Raw genomic sequence first — 20,279 nt, 5'->3', positions numbered from 1 at the left:
TTTAGGAGTATGGATGAAGAACTGTCGAATGTTCTTCTAGAACCAGACGAAAGTGCCTAAAAACTAAGAAAAAACGGTTTTTTTACGGGCAATAAAAAGCCCTGCGCTAAGGCAGGGCTTTTTCATCACCTCTGGTTATTACCCGTGCAGCGTTTCCGCTGCATATAAGGTGTTTTCCAGCAAGCAGGCCCGGGTCATCGGCCCGACACCGCCGGGGACCGGCGTGATCCAGCCTGCTCGGGGCAGGGCGGTTTCATACACCACGTCGCCCACCAACTTGCCGTCTTCCTGGCGGTTGATACCCACGTCAATAACGATGGCGCCTTCCTTGATCCACTCACCCTTGACCAGGCCCGGCTTGCCGGCGGCGACTACCACCAGGTCGGCACGGCCGACGTGGCCGGCGAGGTCCTTGGTGAAGCGATGGGTGACGGTCACGGTGCAGCCGGCCAGCAGCAGCTCCATGGCCATCGGGCGACCGACGATGTTCGATGCGCCCACCACCACAGCGTCAAGGCCGTACAGGTCGACACCGGTGCTTTCCAGCAGCGTCATGATGCCTTTAGGCGTGCATGGGCGCAGCAGGGGAATGCGTTGGGCCAGGCGGCCGACGTTATAAGGGTGGAAACCGTCGACGTCTTTGTCCGGGCGGATGCGCTCAAGCAGTTTGGAGGCGTCCAAATGCTCTGGCAGCGGCAGTTGCAGGAGGATGCCGTCCATGCCCGGGTCATCGTTGAGGCTGTCAATCAGGTCGGTCAGGGCCTGTTGAGTGGTGTCCGAAGGCAAGTCGTAGGCCTTGGAAATAAAGCCGACCTCTTCACAGTCTTTACGCTTGTGCGAGACATAAACCTGAGAGGCAGGATCGCTGCCGACCAGGATCACCGCGAGGCCAGGCGTGCGCAGGCCTTGCTGGCTGCGCTCGGTGACTCGTTTGGCGATCTGCTGGCGCAGGCTGGCGGCGATTGATTTGCCGTCGATAAGTTGTGCAGTCATTACGCGTGATTAACCATCGAGAGGGGGAAGAAAAGTGCGCGCATTCTCGCATGCCAAGGCGCGAGGGCAAAGGCGCTTGGTCTGCAAATTGCCCTAACCCCTTAAATAAAATCAGTTTTTTTCAAAAAAGATTTGACGGGTTTCCAGGGCATCTATACTATTCGTCGCACTTGTCGGGCACAGCCTAGCACTGGTTAAGAAGGTCGAGCAGAATAGTTGTACTGCAAGGCTGGAAGCACTTAGTTTGTAATCCTCCAAGAGTACAGATTAATAAGGCGCCCGTAGCTCAGCTGGATAGAGCATCCGCCTTCTAAGCGGATGGTCGCAGGTTCGAGTCCTGCCGGGTGCGCCATTAGGCAGCTTTGGCACAAGTAGCGCTATATGGTGGGCGTAGCTCAGTTGGTAGAGCACGGGATTGTGACTCCCGTTGTCGAGGGTTCGATCCCCTTCGTCCACCCCATATTCTGAAAGGCGCCAGATTTAACAGTCTGGCGCCTTTGCTTTAAGAGCTTCAAGCGCGGATGTGGTGGAATTGGTAGACACACTGGATTTAGGTTCCAGCGCCGCGAGGCGTAAGAGTTCGAGTCTCTTCATCCGCACCAATTAAAGCTTTTCCCGGTCGTCAGGCGGGGCAGGGCTCAACAAAGAAGTGGTTTGGTTTCTTTGTTAACGCATTATGGTGGGCGTAGCTCAGTTGGTAGAGCACGGGATTGTGACTCCCGTTGTCGAGGGTTCGATCCCCTTCGTCCACCCCATATTCGAAAGGCGCCAGATTTAACAGTCTGGCGCCTTTTTTGGTTTTGGCGGTTTGATATTGGGTGGTTGCAGGTGCTGGGCTGCCCCAGCAGGGCGTGTCGTCGTATTTATGTATCTCGATGATGCCGCGTTGCTTGCTCGCCTTGTTCGCAGGGCGGGCCGTCAGGGAGATGAATGGTTGTTCCTTCTATATATTGAGAGAGGGGCGGCGCAGAGCCCTGGCGCAATTTGGCTGTATTTGTCACCGGGGCGAGGTACTTCAGTGCTTTCGTACCGATAAATTGCCGGCTGTTTTTCGCGGTGTTTTCAGTAGGGTGACTTCTTGAGTTTGACCCACTAGAATGCATGCCCTTGATTGGGGTCGGAAATGGCCGGCTAATGTCTGTGCAACGAGGAATATCCATGCAAGTTTCTGTTGAAAATACTACTGCTCTCGAGCGCCGCCTGAGCATCACCGTGCCGGCAGAGCGTATCGAGACTGCGGTCAACAAGCGTCTGCAGCAGACTGCCCAAAAGGCCAAGATCGCTGGTTTCCGTCCAGGCAAAGTGCCTATGAGCGAAATCAAGCGTCGTTTTGGTGCCGATGCGCGCCAGGAAGCTGTAGGTGACGTGATCCAGGCTTCCTTCTACGAAGCCGTTGTCGAGCAGAAGCTGAACCCTGCTGGCTCGCCTTCGATCGAGCCCAAGTCCCTGGAAGCGGGCAAGGACCTGGAATACGTTGCCGTATTCGAAGTGTTCCCGGAATTTGAAGTGGCCGGTTTCGAAGGTATCGAAATCGAGCGTCTGAGCGCCGAAGTGGCTGATTCGGACCTGGACAACATGCTGGAAATCCTGCGCAAGCAGAACACTCGTTTTGAAGTGGCCGACCGTGCCGCCCAGAACGAAGACCAACTGAACATCGATTTCGTTGGCAAGGTTGACGGCGAAGTCTTCGCTGGCGGCTCCTCCAAGGGCACTCAGCTGGTGCTGGGTTCCAACCGCATGATTCCTGGTTTCGAAGACGGCCTGGTTGGCGCCAAAGCCGGCGAAGAGCGCGTTCTGAACCTGACTTTCCCTGCTGACTACCAGAACCTGGACCTGGCTGGCAAAGCCGCCGAGTTCACCGTTACCGTCAACAGCGTTTCCGAGCCTAAGCTGCCAGAGCTGAACGAAGAGTTCTTCGCTCAGTTCGGCATCAAGGAAACCGGCATCGAAGGCTTCCGCACCGAAGTTCGCAAGAACATGGAGCGTGAGCTGCGCCAGGCTATCAAGTCCAAGGTCAAGAACCAGGTCATGGACGGTCTGCTGGCCGCCAACCCGATCGAAGTGCCTAAGGCCCTGCTGTCCAACGAAGTGGATCGCCTGCGCGTTCAAGCGGTTCAGCAGTTTGGTGGCAACATCAAGCCTGACCAACTGCCGGCCGAGCTGTTCGAAGAGCAAGCCAAGCGCCGCGTTGTGCTGGGCCTGATCGTGGCCGAAGTGGTCAAGCAGTTTGACCTCAAGCCAGACGAAGACCGCGTTCGCGAAATGATCCAGGAAATGGCTTCGGCCTACCAGGAGCCTGAGCAGGTCGTGGCTTGGTACTACAAGAACGAGCAGCAGATGAACGAAGTACGTTCGGTTGTGCTGGAAGAACAAGTTGTGGATACTGTTCTGCAGAAGGCTAAGGTGACCGATAAAGCGGTCTCTTACGAAGAAGCAGTCAAACCGGCGGAAGCAGCACAAGCCGACTGATTGTCCAACTCGTTGGAAATTCAACCATAAGCCAGCCTCGCGCTGGCTTATGCGTTTTCAAGACATGACTATTTGGGAGTAACTGCAGAGCATGTTCCGTAATTCCTATATTCAGCAGAACTCTGATATCCAGGCCGCAGGCGGCCTGGTCCCGATGGTTGTCGAGCAGTCCGCTCGTGGCGAACGCGCCTACGACATCTACTCGCGCCTGCTCAAGGAGCGAGTGATCTTTCTGGTTGGCCCGGTAGAGGACTACATGGCCAACCTGATTTGTGCGCAATTGCTGTTCCTTGAAGCGGAAAACCCGGACAAGGACATCCATCTCTACATCAACTCACCGGGCGGTTCGGTGACTGCGGGCATGTCGATCTACGACACCATGCAGTTCATCAAGCCAAACGTGTCGACCACCTGTATTGGCCAGGCGTGCAGCATGGGCGCCTTCCTGCTGACCGCGGGTGCCGAAGGCAAGCGTTTCTGCCTGCCGAACTCGCGTGTGATGATTCACCAGCCACTGGGCGGTTTCCAGGGCCAGGCGTCGGACATCGAAATCCACGCCAAGGAAATCCTCTTCATTCGTGAGCGTCTCAACACGCTGATGGCCAAGCACAGCGGGCGCACCCTGGAAGAAATCGAGCGCGATACCAACCGTGACAATTTCATGAGCGCTGAAGCCGCCAAGGAATACGGGTTGATCGACGCAGTGATCGACAAGCGCCCCGCTTAATATAAGCCGCTCAAAATAGGGCTGGTCGGCATCTCCGACCACTGGCGGGCTTGAAAAAGCCCGCATAAGCCTTCATCTTGTGTTGCAAGCCTATCGGATTTGGATCGAACGAATGACTGACACCCGCAACGGCGAGGACAACGGCAAGCTGCTCTATTGCTCCTTCTGTGGCAAAAGCCAGCATGAAGTACGCAAATTGATTGCCGGCCCCTCGGTGTTTATCTGCGACGAATGCGTCGACCTGTGCAATGACATCATCCGTGAGGAGGTGCAGGAAGCCCAGGCCGAGAGCAGTGCGCATAAATTACCTTCGCCTAAAGAAATCAGCGGCATCCTTGACCAGTACGTCATTGGTCAAGAGCGTGCAAAGAAGGTTCTGGCCGTAGCGGTGTACAACCACTACAAGCGCTTGAACCAGCGTGACAAGAAAGGTGACGAGGTTGAACTTGGCAAGAGCAACATCTTGCTGATCGGTCCTACAGGCTCGGGTAAAACCCTGCTTGCAGAAACCCTCGCTCGCCTGTTGAACGTTCCGTTCACCATCGCCGACGCCACCACCCTCACCGAGGCTGGCTACGTGGGTGAAGATGTCGAGAACATCATTCAGAAACTGCTGCAGAAGTGCGACTACGACGTAGAGAAGGCCCAGATGGGTATTGTCTACATCGACGAGATCGACAAGATCTCGCGCAAGTCGGACAACCCGTCGATCACCCGGGACGTTTCCGGTGAAGGCGTGCAGCAGGCCCTGTTGAAACTGATCGAAGGCACGGTTGCTTCCGTTCCGCCACAAGGCGGCCGCAAGCACCCGCAGCAGGAATTCCTTCAGGTTGATACGCGCAACATCCTGTTCATTTGTGGCGGTGCGTTCTCCGGTCTGGAGAAGGTGATTCAGCAGCGTTCCACCCGTGGCGGCATTGGTTTCAGTGCGGAAGTGCGTAGCAAGGAAGAAGGCAAGAAGGTTGGGGAGTCCCTGCGTGAAGTCGAGCCTGACGATCTGGTCAAGTTCGGTCTGATCCCGGAATTCGTTGGCCGTCTGCCGGTCCTGGCCACGTTGGACGAGTTGGATGAGGCGGCTTTGATCCAGATCCTCACCGAGCCGAAAAACGCCCTGACCAAGCAATACGGCAAATTGTTCGAGATGGAAGGTGTAGACCTCGAGTTCCGTACCGACGCGCTGAAATCGGTGGCCAAGCGGGCACTGGAGCGCAAGACCGGTGCACGTGGCCTGCGTTCTATTCTCGAAGGCGTATTGCTCGACACCATGTACGAAATCCCCTCGCAGTCCGAGGTGAGTAAAGTGGTGATCGACGAAAGCGTGATCGAAGGCAAGTCCAAGCCACTGTATATCTACGAAAACAGTGAGCCGGCTGCCAAGGCTGCACCCGACGCGTAAGCGTTCAGCAGTTGCGGTACAAGCAAGGGGCCTCTAGGGGCCCCTTGTTTTTTTGGGGGCTTTTCTCGGAGCGGTGGTTAAATTCGCGTGTATTCATGCGTTTAACTACTGGCATTGAGCTTGTTTTTTTTGCATGTAACCCCCATCTTGGTTTCAAGCTTATTTTTGAACTGTCATAGAGGCGAAATCATGAAGACAACCATCGAATTGCCTCTCCTGCCGTTGCGTGATGTCGTCGTCTATCCGCACATGGTTATCCCGCTGTTCGTGGGGCGCGAGAAGTCTATCGAAGCCCTCGAGGCCGCGATGACGGGCGACAAGCAAATCCTGCTGTTGGCCCAGAAGAATCCTGCTGATGATGATCCAGGTGAAGATGCCCTGTATCGCGTCGGCACCATTGCCACTGTCCTGCAATTGCTCAAACTGCCCGATGGCACCGTCAAGGTGTTGGTCGAAGGTGAGCAGCGCGGCGCCGTAGAGCGTTTCATGGAGGTGGACGGCCACCTGCGCGCAGAAGTGGCGCTGATCGACGAAGTCGAAGCCCCGGAGCGGGAGTCCGAGGTGTTCGTGCGCAGCCTGCTCTCGCAGTTCGAGCAGTATGTGCAGTTGGGCAAGAAAGTTCCGGCTGAAGTCCTGTCGTCCCTCAACAGCATTGATGAGCCAAGCCGCCTGGTCGACACCATGGCCGCCCACATGGCGCTGAAGATCGAGCAGAAGCAAGACATCCTCGAAATCATCGACCTGTCGGCCCGTGTCGAACACGTGCTGGCGTTGCTGGATGGCGAAATCGACCTGCTGCAGGTTGAGAAACGCATCCGTGGCCGTGTGAAGAAGCAGATGGAGCGTAGCCAGCGCGAGTACTATCTGAATGAGCAGATGAAGGCCATTCAGAAAGAACTCGGTGACGGCGAGGAAGGCCACAACGAAATCGAAGAGCTGAAGAAGCGTATCGATGCCGCTGGCCTGCCCAAAGACGCCCTGACCAAGGCCACCGCGGAGCTGAACAAGCTCAAGCAGATGTCGCCGATGTCGGCCGAAGCCACCGTGGTGCGCTCGTATATCGACTGGTTGGTGCAAGTGCCGTGGAAAGCCCAGACCAAGGTGCGCCTGGACCTGGCCCGTGCTGAAGAGATCCTCGACGCTGACCATTACGGCCTGGAAGAGGTCAAGGAGCGCATCCTTGAGTACCTCGCCGTGCAAAAGCGTGTGAAAAAAATCCGCGGGCCGGTGTTGTGCCTGGTCGGGCCTCCAGGTGTGGGTAAAACATCCCTGGCGGAATCGATTGCCAGCGCGACTAACCGCAAGTTCGTGCGCATGGCCTTGGGTGGCGTGCGTGACGAAGCGGAAATCCGTGGTCATCGCCGCACCTACATCGGTTCGATGCCAGGAAGATTGATTCAAAAGATGACAAAGGTGGGTGTACGCAACCCGCTGTTCCTGCTCGATGAAATCGACAAAATGGGCAGCGATATGCGTGGCGATCCGGCGTCGGCCTTGCTCGAAGTGCTTGATCCCGAGCAGAACCATAATTTCAACGACCATTACCTGGAAGTCGACTACGACTTGTCTGACGTAATGTTCTTGTGCACCTCCAACTCCATGAACATTCCGCCAGCCTTGCTGGATCGGATGGAGGTGATTCGTCTGCCGGGATACACCGAAGACGAGAAGATCAACATCGCCGTCAAGTACCTGGCGCCCAAGCAGATTTCGGCCAACGGCCTGAAGAAGGGCGAGATCGAATTCGAGGTCGAGGCGATCCGTGACATCGTGCGCTACTACACCCGCGAGGCCGGTGTACGGGGCCTTGAGCGCCAGATCGCGAAGATCTGCCGCAAGGCGGTGAAGGAGCACGCGCTGGAAAAACGCTTCTCTGTGAAGGTAGTTGCCGATTCCCTGGAACACTTCCTGGGCGTGAAGAAATTCCGCTACGGCCTGGCCGAGCAACAGGATCAGGTCGGCCAGGTGACTGGTTTGGCGTGGACTCAGGTAGGTGGCGAATTGCTCACCATCGAAGCTGCGGTGATTCCGGGCAAAGGCCAATTGATCAAGACCGGTTCCCTGGGGGACGTGATGGTCGAATCCATTACCGCCGCGCAGACCGTGGTGCGCAGCCGCGCCCGCAGCCTGGGCATCCCGCTGGACTTCCACGAGAAGCACGACACCCATATCCACATGCCGGAAGGGGCGACCCCTAAAGACGGCCCTAGCGCTGGCGTAGGCATGTGCACGGCGCTGGTATCAGCGTTGACCGGCATTCCTGTACGCGCCGATGTGGCGATGACCGGGGAAATTACCCTGCGTGGTCAGGTATTGGCGATCGGTGGTCTGAAAGAGAAATTACTCGCTGCGCACCGGGGTGGAATCAAGACCGTGATCATTCCTGAAGAGAATGTTCGCGACTTGAAGGAAATTCCTGACAATATCAAGCAGGATCTTCAGATTAAACCGGTTAAATGGATTGACGAGGTCCTGCAAATTGCGCTGCAATACGCGCCGGAGCCCTTGCCGGATGTGGTCCCGGAGATAGTCGCGAAGGACGAAAAACGCGAGTCCGATTCCAAGGAAAGAATTAGCACGCATTAATGTGTTGGAGCCTGGGGGGCTTCCTTGACAGCTTTTTAGAGCCCTTGTTATAAAGCGGCTCTTAAGTGTCTGTAGGCCATTCAGCACTGGTTTTGCTTTTTACCAAAAAACTTAGAATCATACTCAATAGATATATAAGGGGACTTAGAGTGAACAAGTCGGAACTGATTGATGCTATCGCTGCATCCGCTGATATCCCGAAAGCTGCTGCTGGCCGTGCGCTGGACGCAGTAATCGAATCCGTCACTGGCGCTCTGAAGGCCGGCGACTCCGTGGTACTGGTAGGCTTCGGTACTTTCTCTGTGACTGACCGCCCAGCTCGCACTGGCCGTAACCCACAGACCGGCAAAGCACTGCAAATCGCTGCTGCCAAGAAACCAGGTTTCAAAGCCGGTAAAGCCCTGAAAGAAGCCGTTAACTAAGCTTCGTTCAAGCCTTTGCTTACCCGGGTCGGACGCAGGTCTGGCCTGGCAGCGGAGCGGTAGCTGACCCACGTATCGGGTCGCCACGCCGGGGGTGCAGATTCGAACCCCCGTCCGCTCCGCCAGTTACGAGAAGGCGCATCCTCGGATGCGCCTTTCTTCTATCCGGACTCTACCCACGCTCCACGGTTGCCTAATTTTTGAAGTTCAACCGTTTCTGGGGGACGCATGCTGCAAAATATCAGGGACAATTCACAAGGCTGGATTGCCAAGACCATTATCGGGATCATCGTCGCTTTGATGGCGTTCACCGGTATCGAAGCCATTTTCCAGGCTTCGGGTAATAACAAGCAGGACGTGGCCAAGGTCAATGGTGAAGAAATCACCCAGACCGAACTGAGCCAGGCCGTCGATATGCAACGGCGCCAGCTGATGCAACAGTTGGGCAAGGATTTCGATGCTTCCCTGCTGGACGAAAAACTGCTGCGCGATGCTGCCCTCAAGGGCCTGATCGACCGCAAGCTGCTGCTGCAAGGTGCTGCCGATTCCAAGTTCGGCTTCTCGGAAGCGGCGCTGGACCAGGTGATCCTGCAGACGCCGGAATTCCAGGTGGACGGCAAGTTCAACGCCGAACGCTTTGACCAGGTGATCCGTCAGCTGGGCTATAGCCGCATGCAATTCCGTCAAATGCTGACCCAGGAAATGCTGATCGGCCAGGTTCGCGCAGGCATCGCCGGCAGCGGTTTTGTGACCGACGCCGAGGTGCTGGCATTTGCCCGTCTGGAAAAACAGACCCGCGACTTCGCTACCGTCAACATCAAGGCTGACCCTGCGGCGGTGAAACTCACCGACGACGAGGTCAAGGCCTACTACGACCAGCACGCCAAAGAGTTCATGACCCCGGACCAGGTGGTCATCGACTATCTGGAGTTGAAGAAGTCTTCCTTCTTCGACCAGGTCAGCGTCAAGGACGATGAGCTGCAGGCTGCCTACGAGAAGGAAACCGCCAACCTCGCTGAACAGCGTCGTGCCGCGCATATCCTGATTGAAGTCAACGACAAGGTCACCGAGGCGCAAGCCAAGGCCAAGATCGAAGACATCCAGGCGCGCCTGGCCAAGGGTGAGAAGTTCGAAGCCCTGGCCAAGGAGTTCTCCCAGGACCCAGGTTCGGCCAACAATGGCGGTGACCTCGGCTTTGCCGGCCCTGGCGTTTATGACCCGGACTTCGAAACCGCGCTGTACGGCTTGAAGCAAGACCAGGTGTCGGCGCCAGTGCGCACTACCTTCGGTTGGCATCTGATCAAGTTGCTGGGCGTTGAAGCGCCTGAGGTGCCATCGTTCGCCAGCCTGAAAGACAAGCTGACCCGCGAGCTCAAGGCACAGCAGGTTGAACAGCGTTTTGTCGAAGCGACCAAGCAATTGGAAGATGCGGCATTCGAAGCCTCTGACCTGGCCCAGCCGGCGTCTGACCTGAAGCTGACCGTCCACACTTCCGCGCCGTTTGGCCGTGAAGGTGGCGAAGGTGTTGCGGCCAACCGTGCCGTGGTCACTGCAGCCTTCAGCCCGGAAGTGCTGGATGAAGGTGCAAACAGCAGCGCTATCGAGCTGGACCCGGAAACCATCATCGTGCTGCGTGCCAAAGAGCATCTCAAGCCGGCCCAGTTGCCGCTGGAGAACGTCGCTGCGGCCATTCGCACCCAGATGACCAAGGAGCGCGCGAGCGCTGCCGCCAAAGCCCATGCCGACGAGTTGATCGCCAGCCTGCGTGATGGCAAGACCGCGCTGGACCAGCCGGTTGACGGCCAGGCCTGGAAGGTGACTGAGGCAGCTACCCGTGGTCAGGACTCCATCGACCCGGCCGTGCTGCAAGCCTTGTTCCGCATGCCCAAGCCTGCGGCCAAGGACAAGCCGACCTTCACCACCGTGACCCTGCGCGATGGCAGCCTGGTGATCGTGCGCTTGAACGGCGTGAACGAAGCAGCGGCCCCTACGGACGAAGAAAAAGCGCAATACCGCCGCTTCCTCGCTTCCCGTATTGGCCAGCAGGACTTCGCGGCCTACCGCAAGCAGCTGGAAACCCAGGCAGACATCAAGAAGTATTGATGCCGGCCTGAATAAAAAGACCCCGACCTGAAAAGGCCGGGGTCTTTTTTTGCCCTTGATAAAGCGGCTACTCAGTTAAATGGGACTGTCACTGTGGCGAGGGAGCTTGCTCCCGTTGACTGCGCAGCAGTCCCGGCTTTTTAGGGCCGCTTCGCGACCCAGCGGGAGCAAGCTCCCTCGCCACAGGTTGGTGCTCTGCCTCAGATAGGCTTGGCAGCAAACTTGAGCTTGCCCCATGTCAACCCGATCACCGCCGCCAGGGTTGAAGCCGCCAATACGCTCAGCTTCGCAGCCGACAGCAGGGCCGGGTCGGAAAATGCCAGGGAAGAGATAAAGATCGACATGGTGAAACCGATCCCCGCCAGCAGGCCGACGAGGCCAACGCCCGTCCAGGTCACACCGTCCGGCAGCTTGCAGATGTTGAGCTTGACCAGCGCCAGGCTCGCCAGCATCACGCCCAGAGGCTTGCCGAGCACCAGGGCGAAGATGACGCCCATGAACACACCGTGGGCCAGCGGGTCATCCAGATTGAAACCGTCCAGGCTCACACCGGCGTTGGCCAATGCAAACAGCGGCATCACGCCGAACGCTACCCAGGGGTGCAGCGCCGATTGAACACGCTGCACCGGCGGCAGTATTTCCCGTTGAGCTTCGCGCAATTGCTTGAGGGGCGTGGCGACTTGCTGGGTCCCTTCGGCTGGCTGCGAGAACCGGTCCATCAGCTCGTTGAAGGTGCGTTCGATGGTTTCCAGCGGGCGTTCCCGCGTGGGCTTGGAATTGACGGGGGTCATCAAGCCAAGGATCACCCCGGCGAGCGTTGGGTGCACGCCGGTCTTGAGCAGGCCAAACCACACGATAGCGCCTGGCAGCAGGTAGATCGCCGCCTTGCTGATGCCCATGCGTTGGAACACCAACACCAGGGCCAGCCCGCCGGCAGCAATCACCAAGCCCATGTAGTCGAGGCTGGCGGTGAAAAAGATCGCGATGATCAGGATCGCCACGATGTCATCGATGATCGCCAAGGCCAACAGCAGGATGCGTACGCCACTGGGAATCGATTTGCCCAGCAGCGCAAGCACACCCACGGCAAAGGCGATGTCGGTCGCGGTGGGGACTGCCCAGCCACTCGCGGCGGCGGTGTCGTGGTTGAGCAGGGTGTAGATGAGTGCGGGCATCAGCACACCGCCCAACGCCGCGCCCAAGGGCAGCGTGGCCAGCTTCAGGTTGGCGAGGGCGCCGTCTTTGATTTCCTGGCGGATCTCGGCACCGACCACCAGAAAGAAAATGGTCATCAGCCCGTCATTTACCAGAAAATGCAGGGAGCGCGACACGCTGTAATCACCCAGCCCGAGGGTGATGGGCGTGTTCCAGAAATGCTCGTAGGTCGCGGCGGCGGGGCTGTTGGCCCACACCAGCGCGACGATGGCGGCCAGCAGCAGCACGATCCCGCTGACGGCTTCGATGTGTGAAAAGCGCTCAAGGGCGGACAGCGCGCCCTCAGTCAAGCGCTGGGGGCGGGGGATGGCGGGGTGTTTATCAGGCACGACAAATCTCCATTGGCGGCCCGACCAATGCTTGGCTTTTAACCTGCGCCGTGCTTTATGCAACAACGCACCCAGGGGCGATGATAGGAAGGTGAGGAATAAGTTGTAAACAAACTTGTCATCGCGCGGGCAGCGCTTTACCCCGGATTGCGCCCAGCGCCAACACGATCAATCCTAGAACTGCCCATGGAAATGCCACGACGCCCCAACGTTCGAGCAAGAGCCCGCCCACTAATCCACCTCCGGCGATGCCCAGGTTCCATACCGTGACCAACATCGATTGGGCGGCATCGGCCGAGTTGCCAGCCGACTTGGCCAGCGCGGTTTGCAAGAGCGCGGGCAGCCCACCGAAGGCGAGCCCCCACAACGCCACGCTGACGTAAATGGCGACTACGCAGTTGAACCATAATCCGAGCAGCAGGGCCGCAACGGCGAACATCGCGCAACTGATGAGGGTCAGTAGCCTCAGGTGCCGGTCAATCCAGACGCCTACCAGCCAGATACTCAGCAGGGCCATCAGGCCGAACACCAGCAGCACGCGATCAATCTCGCGGCCGATACCGGCGGGCACCAGCAAAGGGGCGATGTAGGTATAGAGAATGTTATGTGCGAGCACGTAGGTAAAGGTCACCCAGAGCACCGGCCGTATGCCTGGCAACGCCAGTACCTGACGTAAGCCGAGGCGTTTGCTTGGCGGTTCACCGGCAAAATCCGGCAGTTGCCAACGCGCCCATACCAGCAGTAACAGGGTCAGGCCAGTCATGATGGCAAAACTGGCGCGCCATCCGACCAGCGTACCCAGCAGGGTGCCGGCGGGCACGCCGAGGGACAAGGCCAGCGGCGCACCCAGCATGGCCACGGCAATCGCCCGGCCCTGCAGATGAGGTGCGACCATACGACTGGCGTAACCCGCCAGCAAGGCCCACAGCAAGCCCGCGAACACACCGGCGAAAAATCGTGCAGCCAAGGTCAAGCCATAGTGGCTGGAAAAGGCGGTGACACTGTTAACCAATGCAAAGCCGCCGATGGCGATCAACAGCAACGGCCGCCGGCGCCAACCCCGGGTCAGCAATGTCAGCGGGATAGCGGCGAGCAACGAGCCGAGCGCATAGAGCGTTACCAGTTGCCCGACCAGAGCCTGGGAGACCCCGAGCCCAGCACCGATTTGCGGTAACAAACCGGCGGGCATTGCCTCGGTGAGGATGGTGATAAAGCCGGCGCAGGCCAACGCCAGCAAACCGGCCAGTGGCAGGGGTTCAGCGTGGGGGGCTGTATCGATCAATTGGGGGCTGTCGTTCATCGGGGCTCTCCTTGAAAGGGTCAAGGCGCCAGGGTAGGGGGCTGCAAGGCGCGGAAAAACAGGCTAAGGTTCCGAACTTATCGGACGTTGATGTCCGCAATCGGCAAAGGCATCACCATGGACAATCTGGGCAGCCTCTCGGTTTTTGTGCAGGTCGCGCAAACGCTTAGCTTCACCGCTGCGGGCCGTGCACTGGGCGTGTCATCGTCGGCGGTGGGTAAAAGCATTGCGCGAATGGAAGAGCGCCTGGGCGTCAGGTTGTTTCATCGCAGCACCCGCAGCATCACTCTGACCAGCGAGGGCGCGCTCTTCCTGGAACGTTCGCGGCGCATCCTGGCGGAGTTGGAAGCGGCCGAACAGGAATTGACTGAGGTCACTGCCAAGCCTCGCGGCAAGCTGCGGATCAGTGTGCCCCAAGTGCGTGGTTTGTTGATGCCGGTGATCAGCGATTTTATGCGTGCCTACCCGGACATCGAGTTGGATGTGGATTTTTCCGATCGCATGGTGGACGTGATAGAGGAGGGCTTCGACGCGGTGATTCGCACCGGCAAGCCAGAAGATTCGCGCTTGATGGTGCGCCATCTAGGGCATTACCAGTTGGTCCTCGTCGGTACGCCCGGCTACTTCGACCAGCACGGCACCCCCCGGCGGCCCCAGGACCTGAATCATCACGCCTGCCTGCGGCACAAATTCTGCGCCACCGGTAAGCTGGAGCCTTGGCCGCTGCGTCATGTCCCGGGCGCGGCAGAACTGAACCTGCGCGCACCGCTGGTCAGCACCACCATCGAGTCCCTCAATCATGTGGTGCAAGAAGGACTGGGCATTGCGTGCCTGCCGGACTACATGGTCAACCAGGCCGTACAGCATGGGCGTTTGCGACGGGTGCTGGATGAGCACCTCGAACATCGCGGCAGTTTCTGGTTGCTGTGGCCGGCCAGTCGCCATGCTTCGGCCAAGCTGCGGGCCTTTATCGATCATATGTGCGCCGGGCTTTTTCCTACTGACGCCGCTGTCTGAGCTTGAGATGTTTTACCGACAGGAATCGCGCTTCAATGTCGTGTTCTGTTGCACAATACCGTCCGGACCGTTTTCTTCAGGATTTTCAATGTCGACATCATTTCACTTGCGCAATCTCGGGTTGGCGCTGGTGCTGGCGGGCGCCGCGGGCTGCTCGTCACCCAAGACCGCTATCTATGAACATGAGAATTTCGACGATTCCGGTACGTTTTCCCGCGATTACCCAGTCAGCGATGTGGCGGCCTGTGAAGCTGCGCGCCGTGCCCTGCTGAGCCAGGGCTACATCATCACCAGCAGCGATCCGAAGTTGGTGGCCGGCAACAAGAGCTTCCAGCAGACCGGCGAGACCCACCTGCAGATCAGTTTCAATGTGGTGTGCGCTGCTGATGGCAAGGGCAGCAATCACTCGACGATGTTTGCCAACGCCTTGCAGGACCGCTATGCGCTGAAGAAGGTCAACAACTCCGCGAGCCTCGGTGTGGGCGTGCTGGGCTCGGTGTCGATGCCGATTGGCTCCACCGACGACTCGATGGTGAAGGTGGCAAGCGAGACCGTCTCGGCACCGAAGTTCTACGAGCGTTACTTCGCGTTGGTGGACGTGTTCCTGCCGCAGGAAGTAAAGCAGGCCGAGCATATCTCCGAGCAGCCCAAGGCCGACCTCGGCGTGCCCGAGCCCAAGACCGCTCCGGCAGCCGAGAAGGTTGAAGCGCCGAAGGATGTGCCTGTAGCGCCTGCCGCTGCAGAGCCGCTTGCGCCACCACCTGAGGCTGCACCGATTGCACCGGTGACAGAGCCTGCTCCGGCTGCACCGGCGCCGACTGATCCGTCCTTGCCGGCGCCGACGGAAGCGATTCCACCGCTTCCGACGCCTGCGCAGTAACGCAATGCTGTTCTGATGTGGGAGCGGGAATGCTCGCGAATACGGTGTAACAGTCGCCAAGTGTGTTGAATGACACACCGCTTTCGCGAGCAAGCCCGCTCCCACATTTTGACCGAGGTTGCGGTTGAGTTAAATCCAGTGATCGCCGCTACGTTTAATCCTGAAGAGCAGGAATGTCACGGCGTCGACATTTTTTCGTCATGACGGCACTTTAGGCTGGGTTCGCAGGTCATTAATCTGCAACCGCTTTCAACACGAAAAGGAGTCCACCATGGACGATTACCAGGAAGAGCTGCTGGAGTATCAGGCATTCGAGCTAGACCCACTGGATCCTGCCGACGATGCCACCGAGCTGTAACACCGACTTCAGGCGGAGTGGCGCTGACTGCGGCGAAATTCCCCTGGGGTCTGGTTGTTCCAGCGTCTGAAGGCCCTTTGGAAGGCTTGGGCCGAAGCAAAACCGAGCAAGTAGGCGATCTCGCCGAACGCCAGTTCCGTATCGCGAATGTAGGTCATGGCCAGGTCGCGACGGGTGTCATTGAGGATCGCGCGAAACTGCGTGCCTTCCTCGGCCAGTTTGCGCCGCAATGTCCAGGTTGGCAGCTTCAAGCGTGCCGCCACTTCCTCCAGGTCGGGTTCCCGGCCGCCATTGAGCATCGGCCCGAGCAACCGGGTAATGCGCTCGCGCAGGCTGCGGGTGCGGGTCAACTGCTCTAATTCCCTTTCACACAGCTGTAGCAACAGGTGCCAGGTGCTTGGGCAATGCTGGGGGTTGCGCAGCGCCAGGGTGGGTTGGCTGAGGCGCAGTTGATTGACCTCGGCGCCGAAGTGGACCACGCCCTCTCCCAGCACCCTGTAGTGGTCGTGGTAGTCCGGCGCGTCGAATTCGATTTCAATGCGCTGGGCCTGCACCGGCTGTTGGGCCAGGCCAGACAATTGCTGCAGCCAGCCGGCGATGATCGAATCCACCACAAAGCGGTTATAGGTGTTGTAGGGGCTGATGGAATAAAACCTCAGCCACGCGCCTTCGGCGTCTTCATGAAAGCTTGATTGCCCGCGATAGTTGGAGCCGTACAGTGCTTCAAAGCGTGTGAGCGTGCGTGCCGCTTCGCGCACGGTGGGCGCTTGGGCGGCAGTAACGCCGGCAAGACCAGCCTGGCTCAAGCGGCTGAGCTGGCCCATACGCAGGCCCAGGCCGGGGTTGCCGGTCAGTTGGATGGCCGCGTGGCCCAGGCGCATGTAGCGCGGGATCGACAAGCGTGCGCCGGCCTCAGCCAGGCGAGCTGGATCGAGGCCGTATTGCAGCAGCAGGGGCTGTGGGTCCAGGCCGTGGCTGTGGATGGCGTCGGCCAGGGTGTGCACGAAGCCCACCGACAGATCCCCCAGGCGCACCGGCTTCACGGCGCTACAGCCAGATATTCAGCAGGCGCGCACCATGGGCGTCGCCATCGGCGAAGACTTGCCCATTGCGGCTGAGAAAACTTTGGCCGGCGCTGCCCAGGTCCCAGAATTGTCCGCGCAGAAAGACGCTCATGCCCGCGGTGGCTTCGCTGACAGGCGGCTGGCTGATCAGGGTAAGGCGACGCCAGGCCGCGCCCTCACTGGTTTCTTCAGGCTTGAGGCTCACTTCTGAGGGCGTAGACACACTCTTGAAACCGCGCCACGGACGGTCCCAGGTATCGCGGCCGGTGACAAAAGCGGGTACCGCGATCAATTGCGCGCCTTGCTCGTTGAGCTTGCGGTAGTTGTCCGGGTACCAGCTGTCGCTGCCGACCAGAATGCCCAGGCGCCCGGCGGGGGTATCGACAACGTTGACGACATGCTCATCGCCAGGTTCTATAAAGCCACGTTCATCGTAGATCGGGTAAAGCTGGCGCTGCGGCTGGCCCAGCGGCAAGCCGTCGGCGGCGAACACCACGCTGGCGTTGTACAGCGCGCCGTGGCCGATCTCCAGTTGCCCCTGGATCACGCTCGGGTTGGGCAGGGCGATGGAACCGGCCACCAGGGTCACGCCAAATTCTTTGGCGAGGCCGCCAAACAACACTTGATAGTCGCGGGCCATGGCGGGGGCTTTCATGCGCAGGTACGCATCGTCCATGCGATTGTCGCCAGTGGCGCTGATCCAGGCTTTGGCAAATTGCAGCGGGTTGCTGATCGACAGCCAGTTCATGGCGTCCTTGAGGTGAGCGGCCTGGTACAGCTCATTCTTTTCTCCGCCGAGCATCAGCCAAGTGCCGATATGTTCCGGCAGCACCACAACGGTCTTGGCATTGATCAACCCAAGGTCCCGGGCATTTTGCAGGTAGGCCGACAGCTTCAGGTGCAGGCGTTCCAGGCTCTGGTAATCGGCAGGGAACAGTTCCGGCTGGATACCCAGCAGGTTGCCCCGGTCGGCTGGTTCGCCCTCGTTGACGGCGAGGGTGATGCGCAGGTCGGACAGGTAATGCGCCACGGGGCGCTCCTGGGTCCAGACCAGATACGCGGCGAGTGAGGCAACCAGGGCCATGATGACGGTGAACGCTAGAAGTTTACGCATGGGGCAACAGACAACAGACCAGGTGCAGGGTTCGCGACTAGGGTAGGGCCCATGGCGTGGCTTGCCAAGGGGCGCTGTGCATTTGGATCAATAACTTGTCAGTTTCAGTCATTGAGCCGTGGTCCACCGCCTCTTAGTCTGTGGGACATAAACCGATGGCACGCCGTTCGAGTGCGCCACGTCCCGTGATGATCCGTTGTGGAGCTGTACCATGACCGCTGCTGCCTACCCGCACCTGCTGGCCCCGTTGGACCTGGGTTTCACCACCTTGCGCAACCGAACCCTGATGGGTTCGATGCACACCGGCCTGGAAGAAAAGCCCGGCGGTTTCGAGCGTATGGCGGCCTATTTTGCCGAGCGCGCCCGTGGCGGCGTAGGCCTGATGGTCACTGGCGGCATTGGCCCCAATGATGAAGGCGGCGTGTACGCCGGTGCAGCCAAGCTGACCACCGAAGAAGAGGCGAGCAAGCACAAGATCGTTACCCAAGCCGTGCATGACGCGGGTGGCAAGATCTGCATGCAGATCCTCCACGCCGGGCGTTACGCCTACAGCCCCAAGCAGGTGGCACCGAGCGCTATCCAGGCGCCGATCAACCCGTTCAAGCCCAAGGAACTGGATGAAGAGGGCATCGAAAAGCAGATCCAGGATTTTGTCACCTGCTCGCTGCTGGCCCAGGTCGCCGAGTATGACGGCGTCGAAATCATGGGTTCCGAAGGCTACTTCATTAACCAGTTCCTCGCTGCCCATACCAACCATCGCACCGACCGTTGGGGCGGCAGCTTTGAAAATCGCATGCGTCTGGCGGTGGAAATCGTGCGCCGCGTACGCGAAGCCGTAGGCCCGAACTTCATTATCATCTTCCGCCTGTCGATGCTCGACCTGGTGGAAGGCGGCAGTGTCTGGGAAGAAATCGTGCAGTTGGCCAAGGCCATCGAACAGGCCGGCGCGACGATCATCAACACCGGTATCGGCTGGCACGAAGCACGTATCCCGACCATCGCCACCAAGGTACCCCGTGGTGCGTTCAGTAAAGTCACGGCCAAATTGCGCGGTTCGGTACAGATTCCGCTGATCACCACCAACCGCATCAACACCCCGGAAATTGCTGAGCAGATCCTGGCCGAAGGCGACGCCGATATGGTCTCGATGGCGCGGCCGTTTCTCGCCGACCCCGAGTTCGTCAACAAGGCCGCCGCCGGGCGCGCCGATGAGATCAATACCTGCATCGGCTGCAACCAGGCATGCCTGGACCATACCTTTGGCGGCAAGCTCACCACCTGCCTGGTCAACCCGCGGGCGTGCTACGAAACCGAGCTCAATTACTTGCCGGTCAAGCAGATCAAAAAGGTCGCGGTCGTCGGCGCAGGCCCTGCGGGTTTGGCCGCGGCTACCGTGGCCGCAGAGCGCGGGCATCACGTGACCTTGTTCGACTCCGCCAGCGAGATCGGCGGCCAGTTCAATATCGCCAAGCGCGTGCCGGGCAAGGAAGAGTTCTTCGAGACCCTGCGTTATTTCAAACGCAAATTGCAGACCACCCACGTCGAGCTGTGCCTCAACACCCGTGTCGACGTTGCGCAACTGGTAGCGGGCGGTTATGACGAAGTGATCCTGGCCACCGGCATCGCACCGCGTACCCCGGCGATTCCCGGTGTCGACAACGCCAAGGTCCTGAGTTACCTGGACGTGATCCTCGAGCGCAAGCCGGTGGGCAAGCGCGTGGCGGTGATCGGCGCCGGCGGCATCGGTTTTGACGTGTCTGAATTCCTCGTGCACCAAGGCGTCTCCACCAGCCTGGATCGTGAGGCGTTCTGGAAAGAATGGGGCATCGACACTCAGCTGCAAGCCCGTGGTGGCGTGGCCGGGATCAAACCCGAGCGCCACGCGCCGGCCCGTGAAGTGTTCCTGCTGCAACGCAAGGCTTCCAAAGTGGGCGATGGCCTGGGCAAGACCACGGGCTGGATCCACCGCACCGGTTTGAAGAACAAGCAGGTGCAGATGCTCAACAGCGTCGAGTACTTGAAGATCGACGATGAAGGCTTGCATATCCGCATCGGCGCCGAGGGCGAGCCGCAAGTCCTGGCGGTGGACACTATCGTCATCTGTGCCGGCCAGGACCCGCTGCGCGAATTGCACGACGGCCTGGTCGCCGCGGGCCAGAACGTGCACCTGATCGGTGGCGCCGATGTGGCGGTCGAACTGGACGCCAAGCGCGCCATCAACCAGGGCTCGCGCCTGGCTGCAGAGCTGTAAGGCGCCAAGAGGGGCGGTGTTAGACTACCGCCCTCTTTTCATTCAGATACCTGCC

At 59.2% G+C, this 20,279-nt stretch carries 14 protein-coding genes and 4 tRNA genes; 13 read left to right on the top strand and 5 right to left on the bottom strand.

Annotated elements, in window-relative coordinates; genetic code table 11:
• Positions 1–138: 138 nt before the first annotated feature.
• Entirely contained in the window at positions 139–993 is an 855-nt protein-coding gene (folD, locus tag GIW79_RS14920) for a bifunctional methylenetetrahydrofolate dehydrogenase/methenyltetrahydrofolate cyclohydrolase FolD (protein ID WP_003192259.1), read from the bottom strand.
• Between the two features lie 275 nt (positions 994–1,268).
• Here folD and GIW79_RS14915 point away from each other — a divergent pair.
• The 10 genes from GIW79_RS14915 (at position 1,269) to GIW79_RS14870 (ending at position 10,696) form a co-directional block, all read left to right on the top strand.
• Positions 1,269–1,345, top strand: a tRNA-Arg gene (locus GIW79_RS14915).
• Between the two features lie 32 nt (positions 1,346–1,377).
• Positions 1,378–1,453, top strand: a tRNA-His gene (locus tag GIW79_RS14910).
• A gap of 57 nt (positions 1,454–1,510) precedes the next feature.
• Positions 1,511–1,595: transfer RNA gene (locus GIW79_RS14905), tRNA-Leu, on the top strand.
• A gap of 77 nt (positions 1,596–1,672) precedes the next feature.
• A tRNA-His gene (locus tag GIW79_RS14900) sits at positions 1,673–1,748 on the top strand.
• Positions 1,749–2,151: 403 nt separating this feature from the next.
• Positions 2,152–3,462: a trigger factor gene (gene tig / locus GIW79_RS14895; protein WP_034127949.1), complete on the top strand. Its 1,311-nt coding sequence runs from the start codon at positions 2,152–2,154 to the stop codon at positions 3,460–3,462.
• 91 nt (positions 3,463–3,553) lie between these two features.
• Entirely contained in the window at positions 3,554–4,189 is a 636-nt protein-coding gene (clpP, locus tag GIW79_RS14890) for an ATP-dependent Clp endopeptidase proteolytic subunit ClpP (protein ID WP_003192255.1), read from the top strand.
• A 112-nt stretch (positions 4,190–4,301) separates the two neighbouring features.
• Positions 4,302–5,585 carry an ATP-dependent Clp protease ATP-binding subunit ClpX gene (gene clpX / locus GIW79_RS14885; protein ID WP_003192254.1) on the top strand — a complete coding sequence of 428 codons (1,284 nt, stop codon included), beginning with the start codon at positions 4,302–4,304 and terminating at the stop codon, positions 5,583–5,585.
• Positions 5,586–5,774: 189 nt separating this feature from the next.
• Positions 5,775–8,171: an endopeptidase La gene (gene lon, locus GIW79_RS14880; RefSeq protein WP_034127948.1), complete on the top strand. Its 2,397-nt coding sequence runs from the start codon at positions 5,775–5,777 to the stop codon at positions 8,169–8,171.
• A gap of 149 nt (positions 8,172–8,320) precedes the next feature.
• A complete protein-coding gene (locus GIW79_RS14875; protein ID WP_003174819.1) occupies positions 8,321–8,593 on the top strand; it encodes an HU family DNA-binding protein in 273 nt (90 codons plus the stop codon).
• Between the two features lie 228 nt (positions 8,594–8,821).
• Positions 8,822–10,696 (top strand): SurA N-terminal domain-containing protein, encoded by a 1,875-nt coding sequence (locus GIW79_RS14870; protein ID WP_034127947.1) that lies wholly within the window; start codon positions 8,822–8,824, stop codon positions 10,694–10,696.
• A 200-nt stretch (positions 10,697–10,896) separates the two neighbouring features.
• Here the strand turns inward: GIW79_RS14870 and nhaA are convergent, their stop codons facing one another.
• A complete protein-coding gene (gene nhaA, locus GIW79_RS14865) occupies positions 10,897–12,240 on the bottom strand; it encodes a Na+/H+ antiporter NhaA (protein WP_034127946.1) in 1,344 nt (447 codons plus the stop codon).
• Between the two features lie 118 nt (positions 12,241–12,358).
• Complete coding sequence (locus GIW79_RS14860; protein ID WP_127880739.1) at positions 12,359–13,540, bottom strand: MFS transporter; 1,182 nt, start codon at positions 13,538–13,540, stop codon at positions 12,359–12,361.
• 117 nt (positions 13,541–13,657) lie between these two features.
• Between GIW79_RS14860 and GIW79_RS14855 the strand changes: the two genes are divergently transcribed.
• Together GIW79_RS14855 and GIW79_RS14850 are read left to right on the top strand one after the other, a co-directional pair.
• On the top strand, positions 13,658–14,557 hold the full coding sequence (locus tag GIW79_RS14855) for a LysR family transcriptional regulator (RefSeq protein ID WP_169918742.1): 900 nt from the start codon (positions 13,658–13,660) through the stop codon (positions 14,555–14,557).
• Positions 14,558–14,645: 88 nt separating this feature from the next.
• Positions 14,646–15,437, top strand: a complete 792-nt coding sequence (locus tag GIW79_RS14850; protein WP_181125311.1) for a DUF2242 domain-containing protein — start codon at positions 14,646–14,648, stop codon at positions 15,435–15,437.
• A 366-nt stretch (positions 15,438–15,803) separates the two neighbouring features.
• Here GIW79_RS14850 and GIW79_RS14845 read toward each other — a convergent pair whose 3' ends face one another.
• Together GIW79_RS14845 and GIW79_RS14840 are read right to left on the bottom strand one after the other, a co-directional pair.
• Positions 15,804–16,838, bottom strand: coding sequence for an AraC family transcriptional regulator (locus tag GIW79_RS14845; RefSeq protein ID WP_034127942.1), 1,035 nt, complete (start codon positions 16,836–16,838; stop codon positions 15,804–15,806).
• 4 nt (positions 16,839–16,842) lie between these two features.
• Entirely contained in the window at positions 16,843–17,973 is a 1,131-nt protein-coding gene (locus GIW79_RS14840) for a carbon-nitrogen hydrolase family protein (protein ID WP_034127941.1), read from the bottom strand.
• 211 nt (positions 17,974–18,184) lie between these two features.
• On the opposite strand from GIW79_RS14840, the gene GIW79_RS14835 reads away from it, so the two are divergent.
• Positions 18,185–20,224: an NADPH-dependent 2,4-dienoyl-CoA reductase gene (locus GIW79_RS14835; RefSeq protein ID WP_236456086.1), complete on the top strand. Its 2,040-nt coding sequence runs from the start codon at positions 18,185–18,187 to the stop codon at positions 20,222–20,224.
• The last annotated feature ends 55 nt before the right edge of the window (positions 20,225–20,279 follow it).

The organism is Pseudomonas sp. PA-7-1E (assembly GCF_021605325.1).
Classification (GTDB): Bacteria; Pseudomonadota; Gammaproteobacteria; order Pseudomonadales; family Pseudomonadaceae; genus Aquipseudomonas; species Aquipseudomonas fluorescens_BV.
This window is presented reverse-complemented; position numbering and strand designations above follow the sequence as displayed.

Excerpts from the sequence above, each read along its gene's own strand:
- folD (WP_003192259.1), bottom strand. The coding sequence starts at position 993 with ATGACTGCACAACTTATCGACGGCAAATCAATCGCCGCCAGCCTGCGC.
- tig (WP_034127949.1), top strand. The coding sequence starts at position 2,152 with ATGCAAGTTTCTGTTGAAAATACTACTGCTCTCGAGCGCCGCCTGAGC.
- clpP (WP_003192255.1), top strand. The coding sequence starts at position 3,554 with ATGTTCCGTAATTCCTATATTCAGCAGAACTCTGATATCCAGGCCGCA.
- clpX (WP_003192254.1), top strand. The coding sequence starts at position 4,302 with ATGACTGACACCCGCAACGGCGAGGACAACGGCAAGCTGCTCTATTGC.
- lon (WP_034127948.1), top strand. The coding sequence starts at position 5,775 with ATGAAGACAACCATCGAATTGCCTCTCCTGCCGTTGCGTGATGTCGTC.
- GIW79_RS14870 (WP_034127947.1), top strand. The coding sequence starts at position 8,822 with ATGCTGCAAAATATCAGGGACAATTCACAAGGCTGGATTGCCAAGACC.
- GIW79_RS14860 (WP_127880739.1), bottom strand. The coding sequence starts at position 13,540 with ATGAACGACAGCCCCCAATTGATCGATACAGCCCCCCACGCTGAACCC.
- GIW79_RS14855 (WP_169918742.1), top strand. The coding sequence starts at position 13,658 with ATGGACAATCTGGGCAGCCTCTCGGTTTTTGTGCAGGTCGCGCAAACG.
- GIW79_RS14850 (WP_181125311.1), top strand. The coding sequence starts at position 14,646 with ATGTCGACATCATTTCACTTGCGCAATCTCGGGTTGGCGCTGGTGCTG.
- GIW79_RS14840 (WP_034127941.1), bottom strand. The coding sequence starts at position 17,973 with ATGCGTAAACTTCTAGCGTTCACCGTCATCATGGCCCTGGTTGCCTCA.
- GIW79_RS14835 (WP_236456086.1), top strand. The coding sequence starts at position 18,185 with ATGACCGCTGCTGCCTACCCGCACCTGCTGGCCCCGTTGGACCTGGGT.